The sequence below is a fragment of the Cupriavidus sp. PET2-C1 genome (genome assembly GCF_054515855.1).
The window spans coordinates 601,319-618,634 of record NZ_JBTNRJ010000003.1 but is presented as its reverse complement, the minus strand read 5'-3'; the positions used below and the strand labels follow the sequence as shown (position 1 = coordinate 618,634).

Here is a 17,316-nt window from a genome sequence, read left to right as displayed (position 1 = left end):
TGCCAGACAAACATTGATACTGTGGCGGGCGCCGCGCGTCGCTACGCCGCCACACTCAGGTCGGCTGCCGCTCCAGAAGATGGGTCAGCGTCGCGACAAAGCCCTTGGCAAGGGTCGACATGGCCTGTTGCCGCGCGTGGATCAGGTAAATCTTGTGGGACAGCGCAGGGCGAATCGGTTTGAGCACGATATCGCCGGCACCCTCGGGGGTGTACCCGAACGATTCCATCAGGGCCACCCCGACGCCTTCGCGCACCAGCGCCATGGCCTCGGGTGTCGAACGGATTTCGATATCCGGCGTCAGCGTGCCGCGTTCCGATGTCAGGAATCGTGCGGACAGCCTGCCGAATGGCGTATCGCCGCCATACCCAATAAACGTGGAGCCGCGAAGATCGTCAACCGTCAGCTCATCGCAATCGGCCAGCGCATGCCCGCGCGGCACTGCGCACATGATGTTGCCTTCGCCAATCTCGCGCGCACGTAGCTGCGATCCTTCAGGCGGCGCCATCGAGGCAATGCAGAGATCGGCCTGCCCCTGCGCCATAAAGGGCAGCAGCGCGTCGAACGGCATCGGCCGGTAGAGAACGCGCACCGAGGGATGCCGATGCCGGAAGCGCTGGATGGCGCGCGGCATCAGCCATTCGCTGTAACTGGGACTCGACACGATCGACAGCTTGCCGTCGCCATGCTCGGCCAGGCTGGCGGCCACGGCGTTGAAGCGGCTCACGCCATCAAGGATCGGCCGTACCTCGGCAAACAGCCGGTGCGCTTCTGGCGTGGGCTGCAGCCGGCCGCGCTCTCGGTCGAACAGGGTGAATCGGATGCGCGCCTCGATCGTGGCCAGTACCCGGCTGATTGCCGGCTGCGAAACGCACAGCATGCGGCCCGCTTCGCTGAGCGAGCCGGCCACCATGATGGCGTGGAACACTTCGATCTGCCGCAGGTTCAGCGGCGCGACGGGATGCCTGAGCGGCGGTGCGGAAGGAGACATGCAGGGCGAAAGTGGATGCAAGCGTACAGCTAGAGACTGCCGGACCGACGCAAGATCCACGCCACCACCCGTCGGAGACTACAGCGCACCCATGGCGTCGAGCGCCCCGTCCAGCATGTTGCGCAACACGGGTTGCACACGCGCAGCCGCGTCCGGCAGATACGCGAACGGCGGCTGCTCGCGCATGTAAATTGCCTGCACCATTTCGAGCTGGATGGTATGCACGCCTTCAGCGGGCCGGCCGTAGTGGCGAGTGATATGGCCACCCTTGAATCGATCATCCGCCACCCAGGTGAACGGACTGCCAGCCGCCGCCGCGATCACCGCATTGCGCATGGCCGGCGCGCAACTCGCACCGCTGTGGGTGCCAAGGTTCAGGTCGGGCAATCTACCGTCGAAGAGCCGTGGCAATACGCCGGCAATCGAATGGGCTTCCCAGACCAGAACATTGGCGTGCTGCCCACGCAGCCGCGTGATCTCGGCGGCGAGCGCACCATGGTACGGTTGCCAGTAATCGCGCTTGCGCGCGTCGATTTCCTCGGCCGATGGACCATTGCCCTGCAGATACAGCGGGGCACCGCGGAAAGTCTCCACCGGGCACAAAGTGGTCGTGGTCTGCCCGGGATACAGGCTGCTACCGTCGCCGGGTCGGTTCACATCGATGACATACCGCGAAAAGTTGGCCTCGACCACCGACGCGCCCTGCTCCGCCGCGAAAGCATACAGCCGGCGCAGATGCCAGTCGGTATCGGGGCGCAGGCACGCCACGGGCGTCAGGCGTGGCACTAGCCAGTCGGGCAACAACTCGCCGCCGTGTGGAATCGAGATGACCAGCGGCAGCCGGCCCTGGGCGACCTTGCAAACCGGGGCGTTCATGTCTGCACCTCCATTGCGCGTTGCACCGCGCCGTGCCGACGGCGCAGCCATACCGACGGATCGAGCATATGGTCGGGCTGCCGGCCGGCAAGCACGTCGATGACCTGCGTAGCGCACTGGCTGGCCGTGTCGGCCAGCGCCTCCTGCGTGGAGCCCGCCTGATGCGGGCTCAGTACGACATTGGGCAACGCCGCCAGCGGCGACGTCACCGGCAACGGCTCGCGTTCGAAGACGTCGAGCCCCGCGCCAAACAGCTTGCCAGCGCGTAACGCACCGACAAGCGCCGACTCATCGACCAGCCCGCCGCGCGACGTATTGACCAGGATCGCGCCGGGCTTCATCACCGCCAGCGCAGCAGCATCGATTGTGTGATGTGTATCGGGCCGCAGCGGGCGATGCAACGACACGACATCGGATACTTCAAGTAGTGCCTGCAAGGTCCCGACGCGCCCGGCGCCTTGTGCCGTTACCTCGGCCTCGTCGACGCGCGGCGACCACACCACCACGCGCATGCCGAAGCCGACCCGCGCCATTTGCGCCACGATCTGTCCCGTGCGGCCAAATCCCACGATGCCAAGCGTCTTGCCAGACAGCGAATGCATCGGCACGTTGTAGCGATGCTGCCAATCGGACCGGCGCGTGGCCGCATCGGCCTGCACCGCGCCACGCGCTACGGCCAGAATCAACATCATCGTATGTTCAGCTACCGCGCGGACGTTGGCTGCCGGCGTGGACACCACCGGTATGCCGCAGGCGTGCGCATGCGCCACCGCGATCTTGTCGGTGCCCGTGCCGTGGTTGCTGATGACGGCCAGGAGCGGCGCAGCATCAATGGCTGCTGCCGACAGGCCCTCGCGGACAATCACTGCGTCGACGTCACGAACTTCCGCGATGCGCTCGGCCTCGTTCGTGGCGGTGCTGTGGCGCACCTCGATACCAGCGGCACGCATGCGTTCGGCGCCAATGGCATGAATTGGCTGGGTTATCAAACAGACTGGCATGAATTCAACGTCAATGTGGAAACAGAAACACCGGCTCGCACGCCGAGCACGCCGGCCAGTACGCGCGTAGCCTGCGCAAAATCGTCGAGCCGCATCGACTCGTCCGGGTTATGGCTGCCGTGGGCGTTGCGAACGAACAGCATCGCGGCCGGTACGCCTTGGGCGGCAAACAACGCCGCATCGTGGCCGGCACCGCTGGGCATGGCACGGGCCGACACGCCGGCTTCAGCGGCAGCAGCCGTCAGCATGGCCTGCAATCCCGCGTCCATGGCCGCCGCCGCACTCGCCGTGACCGGACCAAGGTCTATCTCGACGCGGCAGGCCTGCGCGATGTCGGCCCGTATAGCCTGGACGGCCGAATCCATCGCATCGAGCGTGACACGGCTGCGGGAGCGCATGTCGATACTGAAGTCGACGCGCCCCGAGACCTTGCTGAAATCGGCCTGCGCCGCATCGGTACTGCATTGCCCGACCGTCACCGTCAGCTCATGGCCCGCGGCCTCGAGCTCCACCCAAGCGCGCTGCAATGCGGTAACCAGCGCCGCTGCTGCCACCACGGCATCGCGCCGGTGGCTGCGTGGCGTGGCGCCAGAATGCGCATACTGGCCGCAGATCGTGGCGTGCCGGTAGCGCTGGCTGCCACAGATGCCGGTCACCACGCCCAGCACATCGCCGCTTTCATCGAGCACGGGACCCTGCTCGATATGGAGTTCGACAAAACAGTCGATATCGGCAGCCTTCAGCATGGGAACGCCGGCCGCCACGACCCCGGGGTCACCGCCCGCTGCACGCATATGGTCAGCCAGCGTGCGACCGGTATCGGCGCGACGCGCATCCAGCGCCGCCGGGTCGAGCAGCCCGAACGCTGCCTTGCTGCCTGCATAGGACACAGGAAACCAGGCACTTTCCTCCGCACGGATGGCCATGACGGTCACGTCGCGGTCCGGCAAGATGCCCGCGCGGCGCCATCCCGCCAGAATGACCAGTCCGGCCACCACACCAGCGGCGCCGTCGAAGTTGCCGCCACGCGGCACGGAGTCAAGGTGAGACCCCGTCATCACGACCGGTGCGCTGCGGTCACGGCCCGGCAGGGTCAAATAGAGATTGCCCGCAGCGTCGCAGCGTACTTCTAGTCCCCGACTCTTCGCCGTCGCGCCAAGCAATTCGTGCGCGGCGTTTTCGCCAATGCCATAGCTATCGCGCGTGATGCCCACACCATCGTGGCTTTGCGCGACCAGTTGTTCGAAAAGCGATGCTGCCAGCGCGTGATCGGGTTCGACTGGCAGGTTCATGGCGCCTCCATCGCTTCGGCTTCCGGCGCGTCGGACGGCTGCACGGCCTGCGGATCCCACGACTTGCCGGGCATCGAGTCGATCAGGCGGCGCGTATAGGCATCACGCGGGGCGTCGAATATCTCGGCTGGAGTACCCTCCTCCACCACGCTGCCACGATGCATCACCAGTACCTTGTCGCAGATCTGCGCGGCCACGCGCAGATCATGCGTTATGAAGATCAGGGCGATGCCGAGGCGCTTCTGCACATCGGCCAGCAGCCTGAGCACCTGTGCCTGCACCGACACATCAAGCGCCGACACCGACTCATCCGCCACGATCAGACGCGGCTCCATGGCCAGCGCGCGGGCAATGCCGATGCGCTGGCGCTGGCCGCCCGAGAACTGACTCGGATAGCGGTCGAATGCGCCGGGTTCCAATTCCACGAGCTTGAGCAGTTCCCGGGCGCGTGTTTCGGCCTGCGCACGGGGCACACCGTTTGCCATCGGGCCGTCGCAGAGAATACGGCCCACCGTGTGCCGCGGATTCAGCGATGCGAACGGATCCTGGAAGATCATCTGGATATGGCGGCGCAGCGGGCGGAATGCCTGCTCGCTAATAGGCGCGATATCGCGCCCTTCGAATGCCATCACGCCACCATCGTTACTGGTCAGCTTCAGCAGGCATTTGCCAATCGTCGACTTTCCGGAGCCCGACTCGCCGACTATGCCCAGCGTCTCGCCGGCACGGATTTCGAAGCTCACACCTTTGACGGCTTCCACCACACGCTTGCGCTGGAACAGACCGCCCGGTGTCTTATAGGTCTTGCGTAGGCCCTCGACGCGCAGCACCGGGTATCTCGCGGAATCGTCCGCGGTCGTGCTGGCACGTGCCCGGTGCGACGGCACGCTGCCGATCAGGCGACGCGTGTAGGGATGCGCCGGGCGATTCAACACCTGCTCGGCCGGCCCTTGTTCAACGATGCGGCCCTTTTCCATGACGATCACGCGGTCGGCAATCTCGGCCACCACGCCGAAGTCGTGCGTGACAAACATCACGCCCATACCTTTCTCTTTCTGGATGCGGGCAATCAGCGCCAGGATCTGCGCCTGCGTGGTCACGTCCAGCGCCGTGGTGGGCTCGTCTGCGATCAGGAAGGCCGGTTCCAGCGCCAGGGCCATGGCGATCATCACACGCTGGCGCTGGCCGCCCGACAGCGCGAAAGGATAGGCGTGGTACAGCGACGGCGGATCGGGCAGGCCGACAAAGGCCAGCAGTTCCAGCACCCTCGCGCGGCGCGATTCCGTGTCGAGCGCCCCATGCACGCGCATCACTTCGGCAATCTGGTCGCCCACGCGATGCAGCGGGTTGAGCGCGGACAGCGGCTCCTGGAAAATCATCGCCATGTCTTTGCCGCGCATGCCGCGCAGCATAGCCTCGTCCAGCGTCAACAGGTCGCGACCCTGAAACAGGATCCGGCCTGATTCGGGTTTCAGGTACTGCGGCAGCAAGCCCATGATCGCGTTCGCGCTCATTGACTTGCCCGAGCCCGATTCGCCAACGATGCAGACCAGTTCGCCGGCACCGATATCGAAGCTGATGCCGCGTACCGCAAAAGGCCGGTCGCCGCCCTTTGGCAGGGCGATACTCAGGTTGCGGATCGACAGCAGTGGCGCGAGCGTCGCGTGATTGCGGGGTTCGTTCATCGGTCAGCTCCCTCGTTTGCGCAATTGGGGGTTCAGGGCATCGTTGAGCCCCTCGCCAATCAGGTTGATCGCGAGCACGGTCAGCATGATTGCCACCCCCGGGCACAGGCTCATCCACGGGGCCTCGCGCAGCATCGTGCGTGCCGCGCCGATCATGAAGCCCCAGCTCATCAGGTTGCGGTCGCCCAGGCCCAGGAACGAGAGCGCCGATTCCGTCAGGATGGCAGTGGCGGTCATCAGCGAGGCCGTGACGATCACCGGCGACGCTGCGTTGGGCAGGATCTGCGTGAAGATGATGCGCGCCGGCGATTGCCCGATCACTACTGCCGCCTGCACGAACTCCCGCTCCTTCAGCGTCATGAACTCGGAGCGGACCAGCCGCGCCACTGGAGGCCACGACACGATCGCGATGGCGCCCACGATTGAATAGAGCGACGGCTTGAAGATCGCCACGAGCACCAGAGCCATCGCCAGTTGCGGAATGGTCTGGAAGAACTCGGTGCCGCGCATCAGGGCATCGTCGATGCGACCACCGTAGTAGCCGGCCAGCGCACCGACCACGATGCCGATCAGCACGGCCACCAGCGTCGATATCACACCGATCATCAGCGAGACGCGCGCGCCGTAGGCAATGCCGGCGGCGATATCACGTCCGAGCATGTCGGTGCCTAGCGGATAAGCGCCGTCATGGAACGGCGCCAGCAGCGGGTCCGCCACCATCATCCAGGGGGGATCTTCATACAACGTGGAAGCCAGCGCCGCAGTCAGGATCACGACCAGCAACAGCACCAGGCCCACGGCGGCGCCACGATTGGCGCCAAAGCGTTTCAGGAAGGACATCTCGCAGCTCCTCAGGTCCGACCGATGCGCGGGTCGATCAGGCGGTACACCAGATCGGTCAGCAGGTTAAACACGACGACCATGGTCGACGTGACCAGGAACACACCGAGCAGCAGCTGGTAGTCGCGCTGGATCAGCGCGTCGAACATCAGGCGGCCGATACCGGGCCAGCCGAACACGGTCTCGGTCAGGACGGCGCCGCCTGCCATCTGTCCAAGCTGGATGCCCGCGAACGTCACCACGGGCAGCAGTGCATTGCGCAGCGCGTGGCGGCGAATGGTTTCGCCAAGCGGCACGCCCTTGGCGCGCGCTGTCTTGATGAAATCCATGCCGAGCACTTCTAGCATCGACGCGCGCGTGAGCCGGGCGTAGACGGCCATGAAAAAGCAGCCGAGTGATACGGTGGGCAGCACCAGATGGTGGGCGATGTCACTGACGCGCGCCCAGCCCGACAGATTGCCGCCCACCTGTTCCATACCGTAAGGCGGCAGCCAGCCGAGATGCAGCGAGAAGAACAGGATGGCCAGCAGCGCCAGCCAGAACTGGGGCGTCGCGTAGATCAGCAGCGAGCCTGTCATCAGCACGCTGTCGAGCCAGGTGCGCCGCCCGGCATAGCGGGCACGCGACGCGATTACGCCGAACAGCACGCCAAAGCCCAGCGCGAACACGAACGCGCACGACATCAGCAGCAGCGTGGCCGTCAGCCGGTCGAGAATCAGGTCGAGCACAGGCAGGCGCTCCCGATACGAGTACCCGAGGTCGAGATGCGCCACGCCCCAGAGATAGCGGCCAAGCTGCACCGGCAGCGGCTGGTCGAGGCCGAACTCCTTACGCAGTTCTTCCACATAGGCCGGATCGGACGAACCGGACTCGCCGGCCAATACCGTAGCGGGATCGCCAGGCGCCATGCGCACGAGCATGAAATTGATGATGACCACGCCAAGCACGACGAATAGCGCCTTGCCTAACCTGGCGATCAGGATGGAGAGTGCTTTTTCCACGTGATCGGATCCTTTTTGGGACTGGAACATCCGATGCACCGCCAACGCAGTGCATCGTCCTGTAGCAGAGTTACTTGCTGATATAGACGTCGGCGAACGTGTCGTTCAGCCCTATGGCCGTCTGGACCAGGTTGTGCACCTTGCCGCTATAGAGCGTGGGCAGCTCCATCTCGAATAGGTAGCCGTTGGCCACTTCCTGGACCAGCGTCTTCTGGATGTTCGAATAGAGCTGCTGGCGCTCGGTGTCGGACGTGGCGGCCGCGGCCTTGTCCCACAGCGCATCCACGCCCGGATTCACATAGCCCTGGTTGTTCACGAACGCCGAGCCCTTGACCTGATTGCGCGCCAAGTAGAGCCGCGAGACGCCCAGCGCGGGGTCGCCGTACTGTGATGTGAAACTGAAAGTCAGGTCGAAGTCGAAGTCGGACACGCGCTTGGCCCAAGTGCCCGCATCGGCGGACTCGATCTCCACCTTGAAGCCGAGCTGCTCCAAGCACTGGCGCGTGTACTCGCCAAGGCGGTCCCATGTGGCGCCGTACGGGTAAGAAAGGATGCGGATAGTGGTCTTCGACGGATCCACGCCCGATTCCTTGATCAGCGCGCGCGCCTTCTTGAGGTCGAAGCCATATCCCGGCACATTGGCATCATAGAACGGGGTGGTCGACGAGATTGGCCCAGTCGCGACCTTGCCCAGTCCGAAGAAGATGTTGTTCACCACGAACTTTCGGTTGATGGCTTCCATGATGGCCTGACGCACCTTCACATTGTTAAACGGTACCTTGCGCTGGTTCATCTGGATGTAGGCAAGCTTGGAGAACATCTCCCAGCCCTTGGTCGTGTACTCCACGTTGGGCAGCGCTCGCAGGCGCTTGATCTCCACGTTGTCGACGTCGCCAGCGCTGACCACCTGTACGTCGCCGCGTTCGAAGGCGACCGCACGCGAGGCCGCGTCCGGAATCACGTTGAAGACGATCTCGTCCAAGTAAGGCTTGCCCTTCTGCCAGTAGTTCGGATTGCGCGTGAGTACGATATAGGCGCCCTTCTTCCACTCCTTGAACATGAAGGGTCCGGTGCCGATCGGGGTCTGGTTGGCGGGGTTCTTCGCATAGTCGGTACCGTCATAGATGTGCTTCGGCACCATTGGCATGTTGTCGCTCACGAACGACTTCAGGAACGGCGCGAACGGCTCCTTGAGCGTGATGACCACCTTGTTCGGGCCCTGTGCCTTGATCGACTGCACGAACTGATCGATTACAACGCGGGCGCGCGGATGGACCGTACGCAGGAACTTGTCGATCGAAAACACCACGTCGTCTGACGAGAACGGCTTGCCGTCATGCCACTTGACGTTTGGCTGCAGCTCGAACGTGTAGACCTTGCCGTCAGGCGAGATGGTCCACGAGCTGGCCAGGCTCGGCTGGGGCTTCATGTCAGGGGACCAGGTCAGCAGGCTCTCGTAGATCTTGCCGGCCACGTATTGGGTAGGCGTCTGCTGGTTCAAACCCAGCATCAGCGTGGGCGGCTCGGGCTGAGCGATGGCGCGCAACGTGCCACCACGGGTCTGTGCGTGAGCACCCGCGGCAATACCGACGGTCAGGGCGATCGAGCACGCCGCGATTTTGAGCAGGCGGGCGGTGGGCAGGGGGAGCTTGGTGGACATGGATTTACCTGGTTATCGATGAAAACGAGGGGCGGGAGGTTACAGCGGTTGGACGACGACGCCGTCGGCAGCCAGTGCATCGCGGATGCGTTCGGCGAACAGGACGGCACCGGGCTGGTCGCCGTGGAGGCACAACGTGTCGGCCGCGATGGGCACCGACTTGCCTGACAGTGCCTGCACGCTGCCGTCCAGCACCATGCGGCGCACTTGGGCGATCGACGCCTCGACGTCTTCGATCATGGCGTGCGGCATAGAACGCGGCGTTAGCGTGGCGTCGTCCTGGTACGAACGATCCGCATAGACTTCATTGGCCACACGCAGGCCGGCCGCCGCTGCCGCCGCCGCCATGTTGGCGTTCGCCACATATATGAGCACGTCGGGCGCCACGGCCTGTACGGCGTCGGCCACTGCGGTGGCGAGCACCGCGTCGCGCGCGGTCATGTTGTAGAGCGCTCCATGCGTTTTGACGTGGTGGAGCGGCACGCCGACGGCGCGCGTAACGCCAAGCATGGCGCCGACCTGATACACGGTCAGCGCGTACACCTCGGCAGCCGTCATCGCCATGACGCGACGGCCAAACCCCTGCAGATCGGGCAGGCCAGGATGGGCGCCGACGGCTACGCCAGCGTTGGCGGCTGCGCGTACCGTGGCCAGCATCACGTCGGGATCTCCGGCATGGAAGCCGCACGCAATATTCGCGGACGTAACGTGACGCAGAATCGCTTCATCGTCGCCCATGCGCCAGGCGCCAAAGCTTTCGCCCATGTCACAGTTGATATCGAGAGTTGGCATCGAATGATCTCTTCGTGTTTTCTGAGGTTATTGGGGCGGAAGACCGAGCAGACGCGCTGCCTCGGCCGCAATGGCGTGCAGGCGGTCTTCCATCGCCAGCAGCTCGCGCTGCGCGGTATCGGCCGTCACGGCACGGAATTGCAGCGCAGTGCCCGGCATGGCTTGGGCCAGCGACGGCAGGTCGGCACTGATGACGTAGGCGATCTTTGGATAGCCACCCACGCTCTGCCGGTCAGCCATCAGTACAATGGGCGCGCCACCGGGTGGCACCTGAACGGTGCCAAAGCTGACGGCCTCCGACACCATCTCGAGCGGAGAGGACAGCGCCAGCACCGGCCCTTCGAGGCGGTAGCCCATGCGGTCCGACTGATTCGACACGGTGAAGCTCTCCTGCTCGAAGGCCTTTCGAGCCGCGGGCTTGAAGCGCTCCCATTGCGGACCGGGCAGAAAGCGAATCGCATCGCACGCCTCGGGACCTGTTACGCCGGCGGGCCTTGCGGCTGCGACGGATGCCATGGCGCTCTGCACCATCATTCGGGCCAGCGGCAACATTTCGCGGTACGGGGAAGCGACGGCGACGCGATCCCCGGCGCGTAGCGGGCGGCCCTCGAAGCCACCGAATCTGGCACGCAGGTTCGTACTTCGGCTTCCCAGCACCGCGTCGGGTGCAAATCCGCCGCGCACCGCCAGATATGCTCTGGCGCCACGACGGCAATGGCCAAACGCGATCGGCACGCCATGGCGCACCATCAGCGCGCAGTGCGTAGGCAGCGGCACGCCGGCGGCAGTCACGACGATGTCGGCGCCCGTCACGGCGATCAGCGTGTCCTGTGTGAAGCGCACGGTCGGACCATTGAGCGTCATTTCGAGCGCCGCTGTGTCGGCGGCGTTGCCCACCAGCACGTTCGCCAAGCGGTGCGACCATTCGTCCATCGCGCCATTGACCGGCACGCCAAAGCGCTGGTAGCCGTAGCGGCCGCCGTCCTGCAGCACCGAAAGCATGCCGGGTCGGTCCACACACATGAGGTTCATGGCCGTGGTTCCAGCATGGCATCGAACTCGGCCGGGGAAATGGGCACGAAGCGCAGCCGGTCGCCAAGCTGCAGGCGGGTCGGCGGGTTGCGGTTGACGTGAAACAGGTTCCAGGGCGTGCGCGCGATCACATTCCAGCCCCCGGGCGACGCGTTCTGATAGATCGACGAGATGCCATTGGCAATCGCCACCGAGCCGGCCGGCACCAGTGTGCGTGGCGTGGCACGGCGTGGTACGGCAAGACGTGGATGCAGCGGCCCGGCAAACGGATTGCCTGGTGAGAAGAAGAATGTGTAGAGCACCAGCGGCGTGGCGCAATGCAGCCGGATCACTTCGGCCGTATCGATCTCGCAGGCACGTGCTACGTCTTCGAGGTCGGGACCGTACTCGCCACCATAGCAGGCGGGCACCTCTACTTCGCGCCCAGCATGGACCACGGCGGGCACACCTTCGACCAGCACGTCCCGGATCTGCGCGGAAAGCTGCGCGAAGGCCGGGCCCTTGTCGCGCGCAAACATCTCGGGGCGGAAATGCACGGCGACCGTGGTAAAGGCCGGCATCACGTCGCGCACGACCGGCCAGTGCTGCTGCAGCAGCCACTCCGTCACGGCATGCACAGTCTGGCTGACCGCCACGCTGACCTGATCGCCCAGGCGGATCTGGAGGCAGCGGTCGCCAACGGGCTCGATGCGCCAATCGGTCAGCGCGAGCAGCCCGGATTCCGGTTGCGCGATGGCCATCACGCGCGTTCCAACGCGGCGCAGGCCATCACGATGCGCTCGCAAGCCATGCTCAGGCGAGCATCGGCCAGGGCAAAGGCCAAGCGCACATAGGGTGCCAGCCCGAAAGCCGAACCGGGCACCACCGCCACGTTGGCGACATGAAGCAGGTACATCGCGAAGTCGGTATCGGTTTCGATGCGCGTCCCGTCCCGCGTGCGCATGCCGATGGCCGCGCCGCAGTCTGCATAGAGATAGAAGGCGGCGGGCGGACGACGCATGGTCAGGACCGGTGCCGCGTCCGCGAGCACAGACAACGCCAGATCGCGGCGATCGCGCAGGCGGGCACGCCAGCCATCGAGGAAATCCTGCGGACCATCGAGAGCGGCGACCGCACCCGCCTGGCTGATCGCGCTCGGATTGCTGGTGCTTTGGGACTGCAACAGCGCCATGGCCTTGATCAGCCAGGCAGGGCCCGCTGCATAGCCCAGGCGCCAGCCGGTCATCGCGTAGGCCTTTGATACGCCATTGACGGTCAGCGTGCGGCCCCGCATGTCCGGTGCGGCTTGCGCGAACGACACGAACTCACCCTCGAACACGATCTCCTCATAGATCTCGTCCGACAGGACCAGCACATCAGGGTAGTCACACAACACGTCGGCCAGCACGCGCAGTTCGTCAGCCGAGTAGAGCGCGCCCGACGGGTTGCACGGCGAGTTGAGCATGAGCCAGCGCGTGCGTGGCGTCAGCGCCGCGCGCAGCGCGGCGGGCGTGAGTTTGAAGTCGTCGGCGGGCGTTGCCGTGACCAGCACTGGTGTGCCGCCAGCGATATGCACCATGTCGCTATACGACACCCAGTAAGGCGCCGTGACGATGACTTCGTCACCCGCGTCGACAGTGGCAAGCAGCGCATTGAACAGCATCTGCTTGGCACCGGTGCCGGCGATGATTTCTGCTTCGTCATAGTGCAAGCCGTTGTCGCGTGCCAGTTTTCGTGCAATCGCTGCCTTAAGTTGGGGCGTGCCGGCCACGCTCGTGTAGCGCGTTTCCCCCGCCGTCATCGCCTTGATGGCGGCAAGCTGGATATGGGCCGGGGTGTCGAAATCCAGCTCGCCCTCGGACAAGCTGATGACCGACTCGCCCGTGTCGGCAAGCCGCCTTGCGGCTTCGGACATGGCGCCGGTGGCGGACGGGCGCGCCATGGCGAGGCGCTGGGAAAGACGAGGGGCGGCAAATGAGGTCGGCATGAAAATCGCGTATTGTCGGAACCGGCATTCCCACTGAATGCCATTGGTATACCACTGGCATTCAAGCAAACCCCGTGCCATACTTCGAGACATGACGAAAAAGACTGCCCTTGCCTATTCAGTGTCCGCCGCGGAGACCGACCCGGACGCGGAGCCGTTGGCTGACGAACTGCCCAAGGAGCGCGCCTTGGGAAACGTCGCCTATGAGGCGGTACTCGATTTGCTGGTTTCCGGTGGACTGCATCCCGGAGACCCGATCCAGGAACGCGCTCTCGCCGTCCAGCTCGGCTTCTCGCGTACGCCGTTGCGCGAAGCCTTGCATCGGCTTGAAGGCGAACGGTTGCTCGAGCGCGGCGCGAACAGCCGGTTGTTTGTGAGGCAGGTGACCGTGCAGGAGATCCTCGAAGCATTGCACGTACGGCGCCTGCTCGAGCCCGATGCGGCCGCTCGCGCGGCTGGGCAAGTTCCTCGATTCGAACTGGACAGGCTTCGCCAGCGGGTGGAGGAGCTGCTCGCGCACAATGAGCCTGGAAATCCCGAGCATCAGGTACTGGACGCAGATCTGCACGGCGTCATCTGCAACTACTGCGACAACGAGATGTTGGCCGGCATCATCGGGGAGGTACGACGCAAGACACGCATGTTCTCGCTCAAACGGTTGGAGCGACGTCTGGGACCCGTTTGCCATGAACACCTCGCGATGATTGACGCCCTCGAACGAGGGGACAGCGAGGAAGCAGCGCGCCAGACGGCCCAGCACATCGACAATATTCGTGCTTCGATCCTGGAAAAGTTGGCGCGGTGGTAGCCGCAGGGCTTCGGTGCTGATGCGGGGTCGCCTAATGCCACGTGGCACCCCTAACTCTGATCCGGACACGCCACCGCCGGATCCAGATGTGCCCGCAAACGTGCCAGCCGGCGCAGATCACGGCGAAAAGCCAAACCAGGCATCGTGCCATGGTGGCGCTTCGCCGAGATGGGGAGATGGCAACTCGCCACGCGGCTCCGTCCGCCCTACCATAGTGAACAGGGAAAGGACGCGGCTGTAAGGCTGCACGCGTCAATGCGCATCTGATGAGGGATCGCGCCATGTGGACTGAATCAGCGACACGGGAACTTGTGATCCCGGCCGGGGACGTGTACCTGCAGGGCATACTCACACTGCCGCCGGGTGCGGGCTCCTTGGTATTGTTTGCGCATGGTAGCGGCAGTTCCCGACATAGCCCGCGGAACAAGTACGTGGCCGCCGAACTCAATCGAAGCGGCATGGGAACGCTGCTGATGGACCTCCTATTGCCGCAGGAGGACAGCATCCCGGCAACCCGTTTCGACGTTGATCTCCTGGCGGCGCGGCTAGTGCAAGCGACAAAGTGGGTGACAGAGCAGCAGGCGATACCGCTGCCGTTGGGCTACTTTGGAGCAAGCATTGGTGCCGCTGCGGCAATCCGTGCTGCGAGCACGTCGCCAACCCGAATCCACGCTATCGTCTCGCGAGGTGGCAGAGTTGACTTGGCCGGTCGTGACGCTCTCGCAAAGTTGCTTGCGCCTACCTTATTGATCGTTGGAGGGCTCGATTCAAGCGTTATCGAACGCAATGAGTCGACATTTGCTTTGCTTACATGCCAAAAGGAACTGGACATTGTGCCTGGTGCCTCCCACTTGTTCGAAGAGCCCGGCGCACTGGAAACGGTCGCTCGGCTGGCGACCCAATGGTTTGAGCGCCATCTTGCCAAGGCATAGAGCAACCAGCCATGCCGGCGCGGCGTACTCAAAATGCCTAGCGAAGCCCCGCCCTGGCACGGGGCGATCCTGGTCTGCGCGTACTCGTGAAGTGTAGTAATCGTGTTCCGTTTAAGTTGGTGTGCGCCTTGATTACGCCTATTTCACCGTGTCACGGCTATCCTTCACTGCTGCAGTTCGGGGAGCGCGTGTCTGCCCTTGTGGGAAGGGCCGGTGTCATGTGCGCCGCTGGCTGCCGGATTGTGGCGCAGCGAAGGGCCGCCGCCCCGGGTCGTCACTTCCGCCCGGCACGCCAGGGCGCCATGTCAGTCCGGTGCTTCGGCCTTGCGGAAGTACGCGCTCGGGCTGACGCCGAAGGTCTTGCGAAAAACCGCCGCGAACGCGCTGGGGCTGTCGTAGCCGTGATCCAGCGCCACCTCCAGGATGGCATCGCCCTGCGCCAGCCTGGGCAGGCTGAGCAGCAGTCGCGTGTGGCGGCACCAGGCGCCGAAGGTCATGCCGGTCTCGCGCTTGAACAATCGCGCGAAGGTGCGCTCGTTCATATGCAGCTCTGCCGCCCAGCCGGTCAGGGTGGCCGCCTGGGCGGGGCTCTGGATCAGGCGTGCGCACAGCTGCGCGGCGCGGGCGTGCTGCGGCATCGGCAGGTGCAGGGAGAGCACGGGCGCCGCCCGGATTTCGTCCAGGATCAGTGCCATGATGCGCTGGTCGCGCCCTTCCGGCGCATAGCTGGCCGGGATCCGTACCGCATGCAGGATGAGCTCGCGCAGCAGCAGGCTGACTTCGATGGCGCGGCAGTCCTGCGGCATGGCCGCGCAGGCGTCGCCGGCCACGAAGACCGTGCGCATGCGCACATCGCCGACGGCGCCGATGCGGTGCCTGAGCTGCGGCGGCACCCACACCGCGCGCCCGATCGGGACCACCCATTCGCCGCGCGCGGTGCGCACAATCATCACACCGGAGATGGCATGGATCAGTTGTCCGTGCTGGTGCCAGTGCTCGGCCAGCTCGGAGCCGTCCGGTTGGTCGTTGGCCACCACCACGATCGGCCGGGGCGTCTGCAGCGATTGCTGGAGGGCGGCGTCGGACAGGGTCTTCATGAGGCAGATCTATGGTCCGGTGAAAGCGTCATCGTGCGCGCCAGTGTAGCCCGGCCGCCGCCCATTGGCTGGCGACGGGCGGTGCCTCCTTACCGCTGGCTAGGCGGCGACAAGGCCCTGCTCGTCGATGCGCGGGGCGCGGTCGCGCAGGCGCAGGGCAAGCGCGCTGGCCACGCACAGCACGCCGAGCACGGTGGCCAGCGTGAAGGCAAGGCCGCGTGCGTCGGACAGCAGGCCGAACAGCGGCGATGCCATGCCGCCCACCGACAGTGCCAGGCCCAGCGTGATGCCGCTGGCCATGGCAGGGTTGCGCGGCAGGTAGTCCTGTGCCAGCGTGACCTGCGCCGTGAACGGCAGGAACATGGCAACGCCCAGCAAGACCGTGAACACCAGCGCCAGCGGCGCGCTCTGCACGAGCACCAGCCCAGCCAGCATGGGCAGCATCAGTACATAGCCGGCACGGATCGCGGTCATGCGGCCGCGGCGGTCACCAAGCCAGCCGCCCAGCAGCGTGCCCACCGCGCCGGACGCCGTGAACGCGGTCAGCACCGCGCCGCCGAAAAAGGCGCTGCCGCCGAGATCGCGCGTCATATGGAGCGATAGCATCGACAGCACCGTGACATAGGGAATCGACCAGCAGATGATGGTGGCTACCAGCAGGCCGAACGCGCGCCAGTGATTGGGCACCGGCGCCGCCTGCGAACGCCTGGCCGCGGCTGCGCCGGGCACGGCCGCCGGACGCGCCGACGCAACCAGCCACAGCACGGCCATCAGCACGGCCGGGATGCCCAGCAGGTAGCTGCGCGCCAGCGCGCCGCCACCAACCGCGAGCGCGGCCAGCAAAGGCGCGAACGACGCACCGACGGTGCCTCCCACGGAGAACACGCTCATTGCCTTTTGCGAGGTGCCGCCGGCAGCGCGGGCGGCCACCGTGGCCGGCGGATGGTAGGCAGCGATGCCGAGGCCGGTCAGCGCGATGGCCACCCAGGTGGCGAAATAGGTGGACGCCATGCCGGCAAGCACTACGCCGAGCGCGGCCACCAGGAAGCCGGTGGGCACCAGCCAGCCGCGGTGCGCGCGGTCGGCATAGGCGCCGAACAGGGGCTGCACCACGCTGGAAAGGCCGGTGGCTGCCAGCATCAGGCCGCTCACGGCCGCGTAGCTGTAGCCGCGCTCCAGCACCATGAAGGGCAGCAGGGCCGGCACGAGCCCCTGATAGAGATCGTTGACCGCGTGCGTGCCGGTGAGCAGTCCGAGCCGCTTCTTGTTCATGCGGCGTCTCCCGTGCGGCAGGCGAGGCGTGGCGAGGGGGCGAATAATGGCATGTCTGGATCCTCCTTGAT

16 protein-coding genes are annotated in these 17,316 nt (G+C 65.2%); 2 read left to right on the top strand and 14 right to left on the bottom strand.

All coding sequences use genetic code 11. The annotated features are described in order from the left end of the window. Positions 1-55 precede the first annotated feature (55 nt). From ACX12D_RS36560 to ACX12D_RS36505, 12 genes are all read right to left on the bottom strand, one after another. On the bottom strand, positions 56-991 hold the full coding sequence (locus tag ACX12D_RS36560; protein WP_459376713.1) for a LysR substrate-binding domain-containing protein: 936 nt from the start codon (positions 989-991) through the stop codon (positions 56-58). A 78-nt stretch (positions 992-1,069) separates the two neighbouring features. After that, a complete protein-coding gene (gene hutG, locus ACX12D_RS36555; protein ID WP_459377425.1) occupies positions 1,070-1,867 on the bottom strand; it encodes an N-formylglutamate deformylase in 798 nt (265 codons plus the stop codon). After that, a complete protein-coding gene (locus ACX12D_RS36550) occupies positions 1,864-2,817 on the bottom strand; it encodes a hydroxyacid dehydrogenase (protein WP_459376712.1) in 954 nt (317 codons plus the stop codon). The genes hutG and ACX12D_RS36550 overlap by 4 nt, the downstream gene beginning before the upstream one ends. A gap of 35 nt (positions 2,818-2,852) precedes the next feature. Next, positions 2,853-4,160 (bottom strand): Zn-dependent hydrolase, encoded by a 1,308-nt coding sequence (locus ACX12D_RS36545; protein WP_459377424.1) that lies wholly within the window; start codon positions 4,158-4,160, stop codon positions 2,853-2,855. After that, positions 4,157-5,845 carry an ABC transporter ATP-binding protein gene (locus ACX12D_RS36540; RefSeq protein ID WP_459376711.1) on the bottom strand — a complete coding sequence of 563 codons (1,689 nt, stop codon included), beginning with the start codon at positions 5,843-5,845 and terminating at the stop codon, positions 4,157-4,159. Before ACX12D_RS36540 ends, ACX12D_RS36545 begins: the two co-directional genes overlap by 4 nt. 3 nt (positions 5,846-5,848) lie before the next feature. Beyond that, the gene (locus ACX12D_RS36535) at positions 5,849-6,685 is read right to left on the bottom strand and encodes an ABC transporter permease (protein WP_459376710.1); all 837 of its coding nucleotides are present in this window, start codon (positions 6,683-6,685) and stop codon (positions 5,849-5,851) included. Positions 6,686-6,696: 11 nt separating this feature from the next. Beyond that, the gene (locus ACX12D_RS36530) at positions 6,697-7,716 is read right to left on the bottom strand and encodes an ABC transporter permease (protein WP_459376709.1); all 1,020 of its coding nucleotides are present in this window, start codon (positions 7,714-7,716) and stop codon (positions 6,697-6,699) included. Between the two features lie 40 nt (positions 7,717-7,756). Further along, positions 7,757-9,346, bottom strand: coding sequence for an ABC transporter substrate-binding protein (locus ACX12D_RS36525; RefSeq protein WP_459376708.1), 1,590 nt, complete (start codon positions 9,344-9,346; stop codon positions 7,757-7,759). Between the two features lie 39 nt (positions 9,347-9,385). Beyond that, entirely contained in the window at positions 9,386-10,138 is a 753-nt protein-coding gene (locus tag ACX12D_RS36520; RefSeq protein ID WP_459376707.1) for a LamB/YcsF family protein, read from the bottom strand. A gap of 27 nt (positions 10,139-10,165) precedes the next feature. Then, on the bottom strand, positions 10,166-11,170 hold the full coding sequence (locus ACX12D_RS36515) for a 5-oxoprolinase subunit C family protein (protein ID WP_459376706.1): 1,005 nt from the start codon (positions 11,168-11,170) through the stop codon (positions 10,166-10,168). Further along, on the bottom strand, positions 11,167-11,910 hold the full coding sequence (pxpB, locus tag ACX12D_RS36510; protein ID WP_459376705.1) for a 5-oxoprolinase subunit PxpB: 744 nt from the start codon (positions 11,908-11,910) through the stop codon (positions 11,167-11,169). Before pxpB ends, ACX12D_RS36515 begins: the two co-directional genes overlap by 4 nt. Then, positions 11,910-13,136 carry a pyridoxal phosphate-dependent aminotransferase gene (locus ACX12D_RS36505; protein ID WP_459376704.1) on the bottom strand — a complete coding sequence of 409 codons (1,227 nt, stop codon included), beginning with the start codon at positions 13,134-13,136 and terminating at the stop codon, positions 11,910-11,912. Before ACX12D_RS36505 ends, pxpB begins: the two co-directional genes overlap by 1 nt. 91 nt (positions 13,137-13,227) lie before the next feature. On the opposite strand from ACX12D_RS36505, the gene ACX12D_RS36500 reads away from it, so the two are divergent. Together ACX12D_RS36500 and ACX12D_RS36495 are read left to right on the top strand one after the other, a co-directional pair. After that, complete coding sequence (locus ACX12D_RS36500; RefSeq protein WP_459376703.1) at positions 13,228-13,944, top strand: GntR family transcriptional regulator; 717 nt, start codon at positions 13,228-13,230, stop codon at positions 13,942-13,944. Between the two features lie 281 nt (positions 13,945-14,225). Then, entirely contained in the window at positions 14,226-14,876 is a 651-nt protein-coding gene (locus ACX12D_RS36495; protein WP_459376702.1) for a dienelactone hydrolase family protein, read from the top strand. Positions 14,877-15,181: 305 nt separating this feature from the next. Here the strand turns inward: ACX12D_RS36495 and ACX12D_RS36490 are convergent, their stop codons facing one another. Continuing rightward, positions 15,182-15,973 carry an AraC family transcriptional regulator gene (locus tag ACX12D_RS36490; RefSeq protein ID WP_459376701.1) on the bottom strand — a complete coding sequence of 264 codons (792 nt, stop codon included), beginning with the start codon at positions 15,971-15,973 and terminating at the stop codon, positions 15,182-15,184. A gap of 99 nt (positions 15,974-16,072) precedes the next feature. Further along, complete coding sequence (locus ACX12D_RS36485) at positions 16,073-17,245, bottom strand: MFS transporter (RefSeq protein WP_459376700.1); 1,173 nt, start codon at positions 17,243-17,245, stop codon at positions 16,073-16,075. Positions 17,246-17,316: the final 71 nt, after the last annotated feature.

Excerpts from the sequence above, each read along its gene's own strand:
- hutG (WP_459377425.1), bottom strand. The coding sequence starts at position 1,867 with ATGAACGCCCCGGTTTGCAAGGTCGCCCAGGGCCGGCTGCCGCTGGTC.
- ACX12D_RS36535 (WP_459376710.1), bottom strand. The coding sequence starts at position 6,685 with ATGTCCTTCCTGAAACGCTTTGGCGCCAATCGTGGCGCCGCCGTGGGC.
- ACX12D_RS36560 (WP_459376713.1), bottom strand. The coding sequence starts at position 991 with ATGTCTCCTTCCGCACCGCCGCTCAGGCATCCCGTCGCGCCGCTGAAC.
- ACX12D_RS36530 (WP_459376709.1), bottom strand. The coding sequence starts at position 7,716 with ATGTTCCAGTCCCAAAAAGGATCCGATCACGTGGAAAAAGCACTCTCC.
- ACX12D_RS36505 (WP_459376704.1), bottom strand. The coding sequence starts at position 13,136 with ATGCCGACCTCATTTGCCGCCCCTCGTCTTTCCCAGCGCCTCGCCATG.
- ACX12D_RS36500 (WP_459376703.1), top strand. The coding sequence starts at position 13,228 with ATGACGAAAAAGACTGCCCTTGCCTATTCAGTGTCCGCCGCGGAGACC.
- ACX12D_RS36545 (WP_459377424.1), bottom strand. The coding sequence starts at position 4,160 with ATGAACCTGCCAGTCGAACCCGATCACGCGCTGGCAGCATCGCTTTTC.
- ACX12D_RS36495 (WP_459376702.1), top strand. The coding sequence starts at position 14,226 with ATGTGGACTGAATCAGCGACACGGGAACTTGTGATCCCGGCCGGGGAC.
- ACX12D_RS36550 (WP_459376712.1), bottom strand. The coding sequence starts at position 2,817 with ATGCGTGCCGCTGGTATCGAGGTGCGCCACAGCACCGCCACGAACGAG.
- pxpB (WP_459376705.1), bottom strand. The coding sequence starts at position 11,910 with ATGGCCATCGCGCAACCGGAATCCGGGCTGCTCGCGCTGACCGATTGG.
- ACX12D_RS36540 (WP_459376711.1), bottom strand. The coding sequence starts at position 5,845 with ATGAACGAACCCCGCAATCACGCGACGCTCGCGCCACTGCTGTCGATC.
- ACX12D_RS36515 (WP_459376706.1), bottom strand. The coding sequence starts at position 11,170 with ATGAACCTCATGTGTGTGGACCGACCCGGCATGCTTTCGGTGCTGCAG.
- ACX12D_RS36520 (WP_459376707.1), bottom strand. The coding sequence starts at position 10,138 with ATGCCAACTCTCGATATCAACTGTGACATGGGCGAAAGCTTTGGCGCC.
- ACX12D_RS36485 (WP_459376700.1), bottom strand. The coding sequence starts at position 17,245 with ATGAACAAGAAGCGGCTCGGACTGCTCACCGGCACGCACGCGGTCAAC.
- ACX12D_RS36525 (WP_459376708.1), bottom strand. The coding sequence starts at position 9,346 with ATGTCCACCAAGCTCCCCCTGCCCACCGCCCGCCTGCTCAAAATCGCG.
- ACX12D_RS36490 (WP_459376701.1), bottom strand. The coding sequence starts at position 15,973 with ATGAAGACCCTGTCCGACGCCGCCCTCCAGCAATCGCTGCAGACGCCC.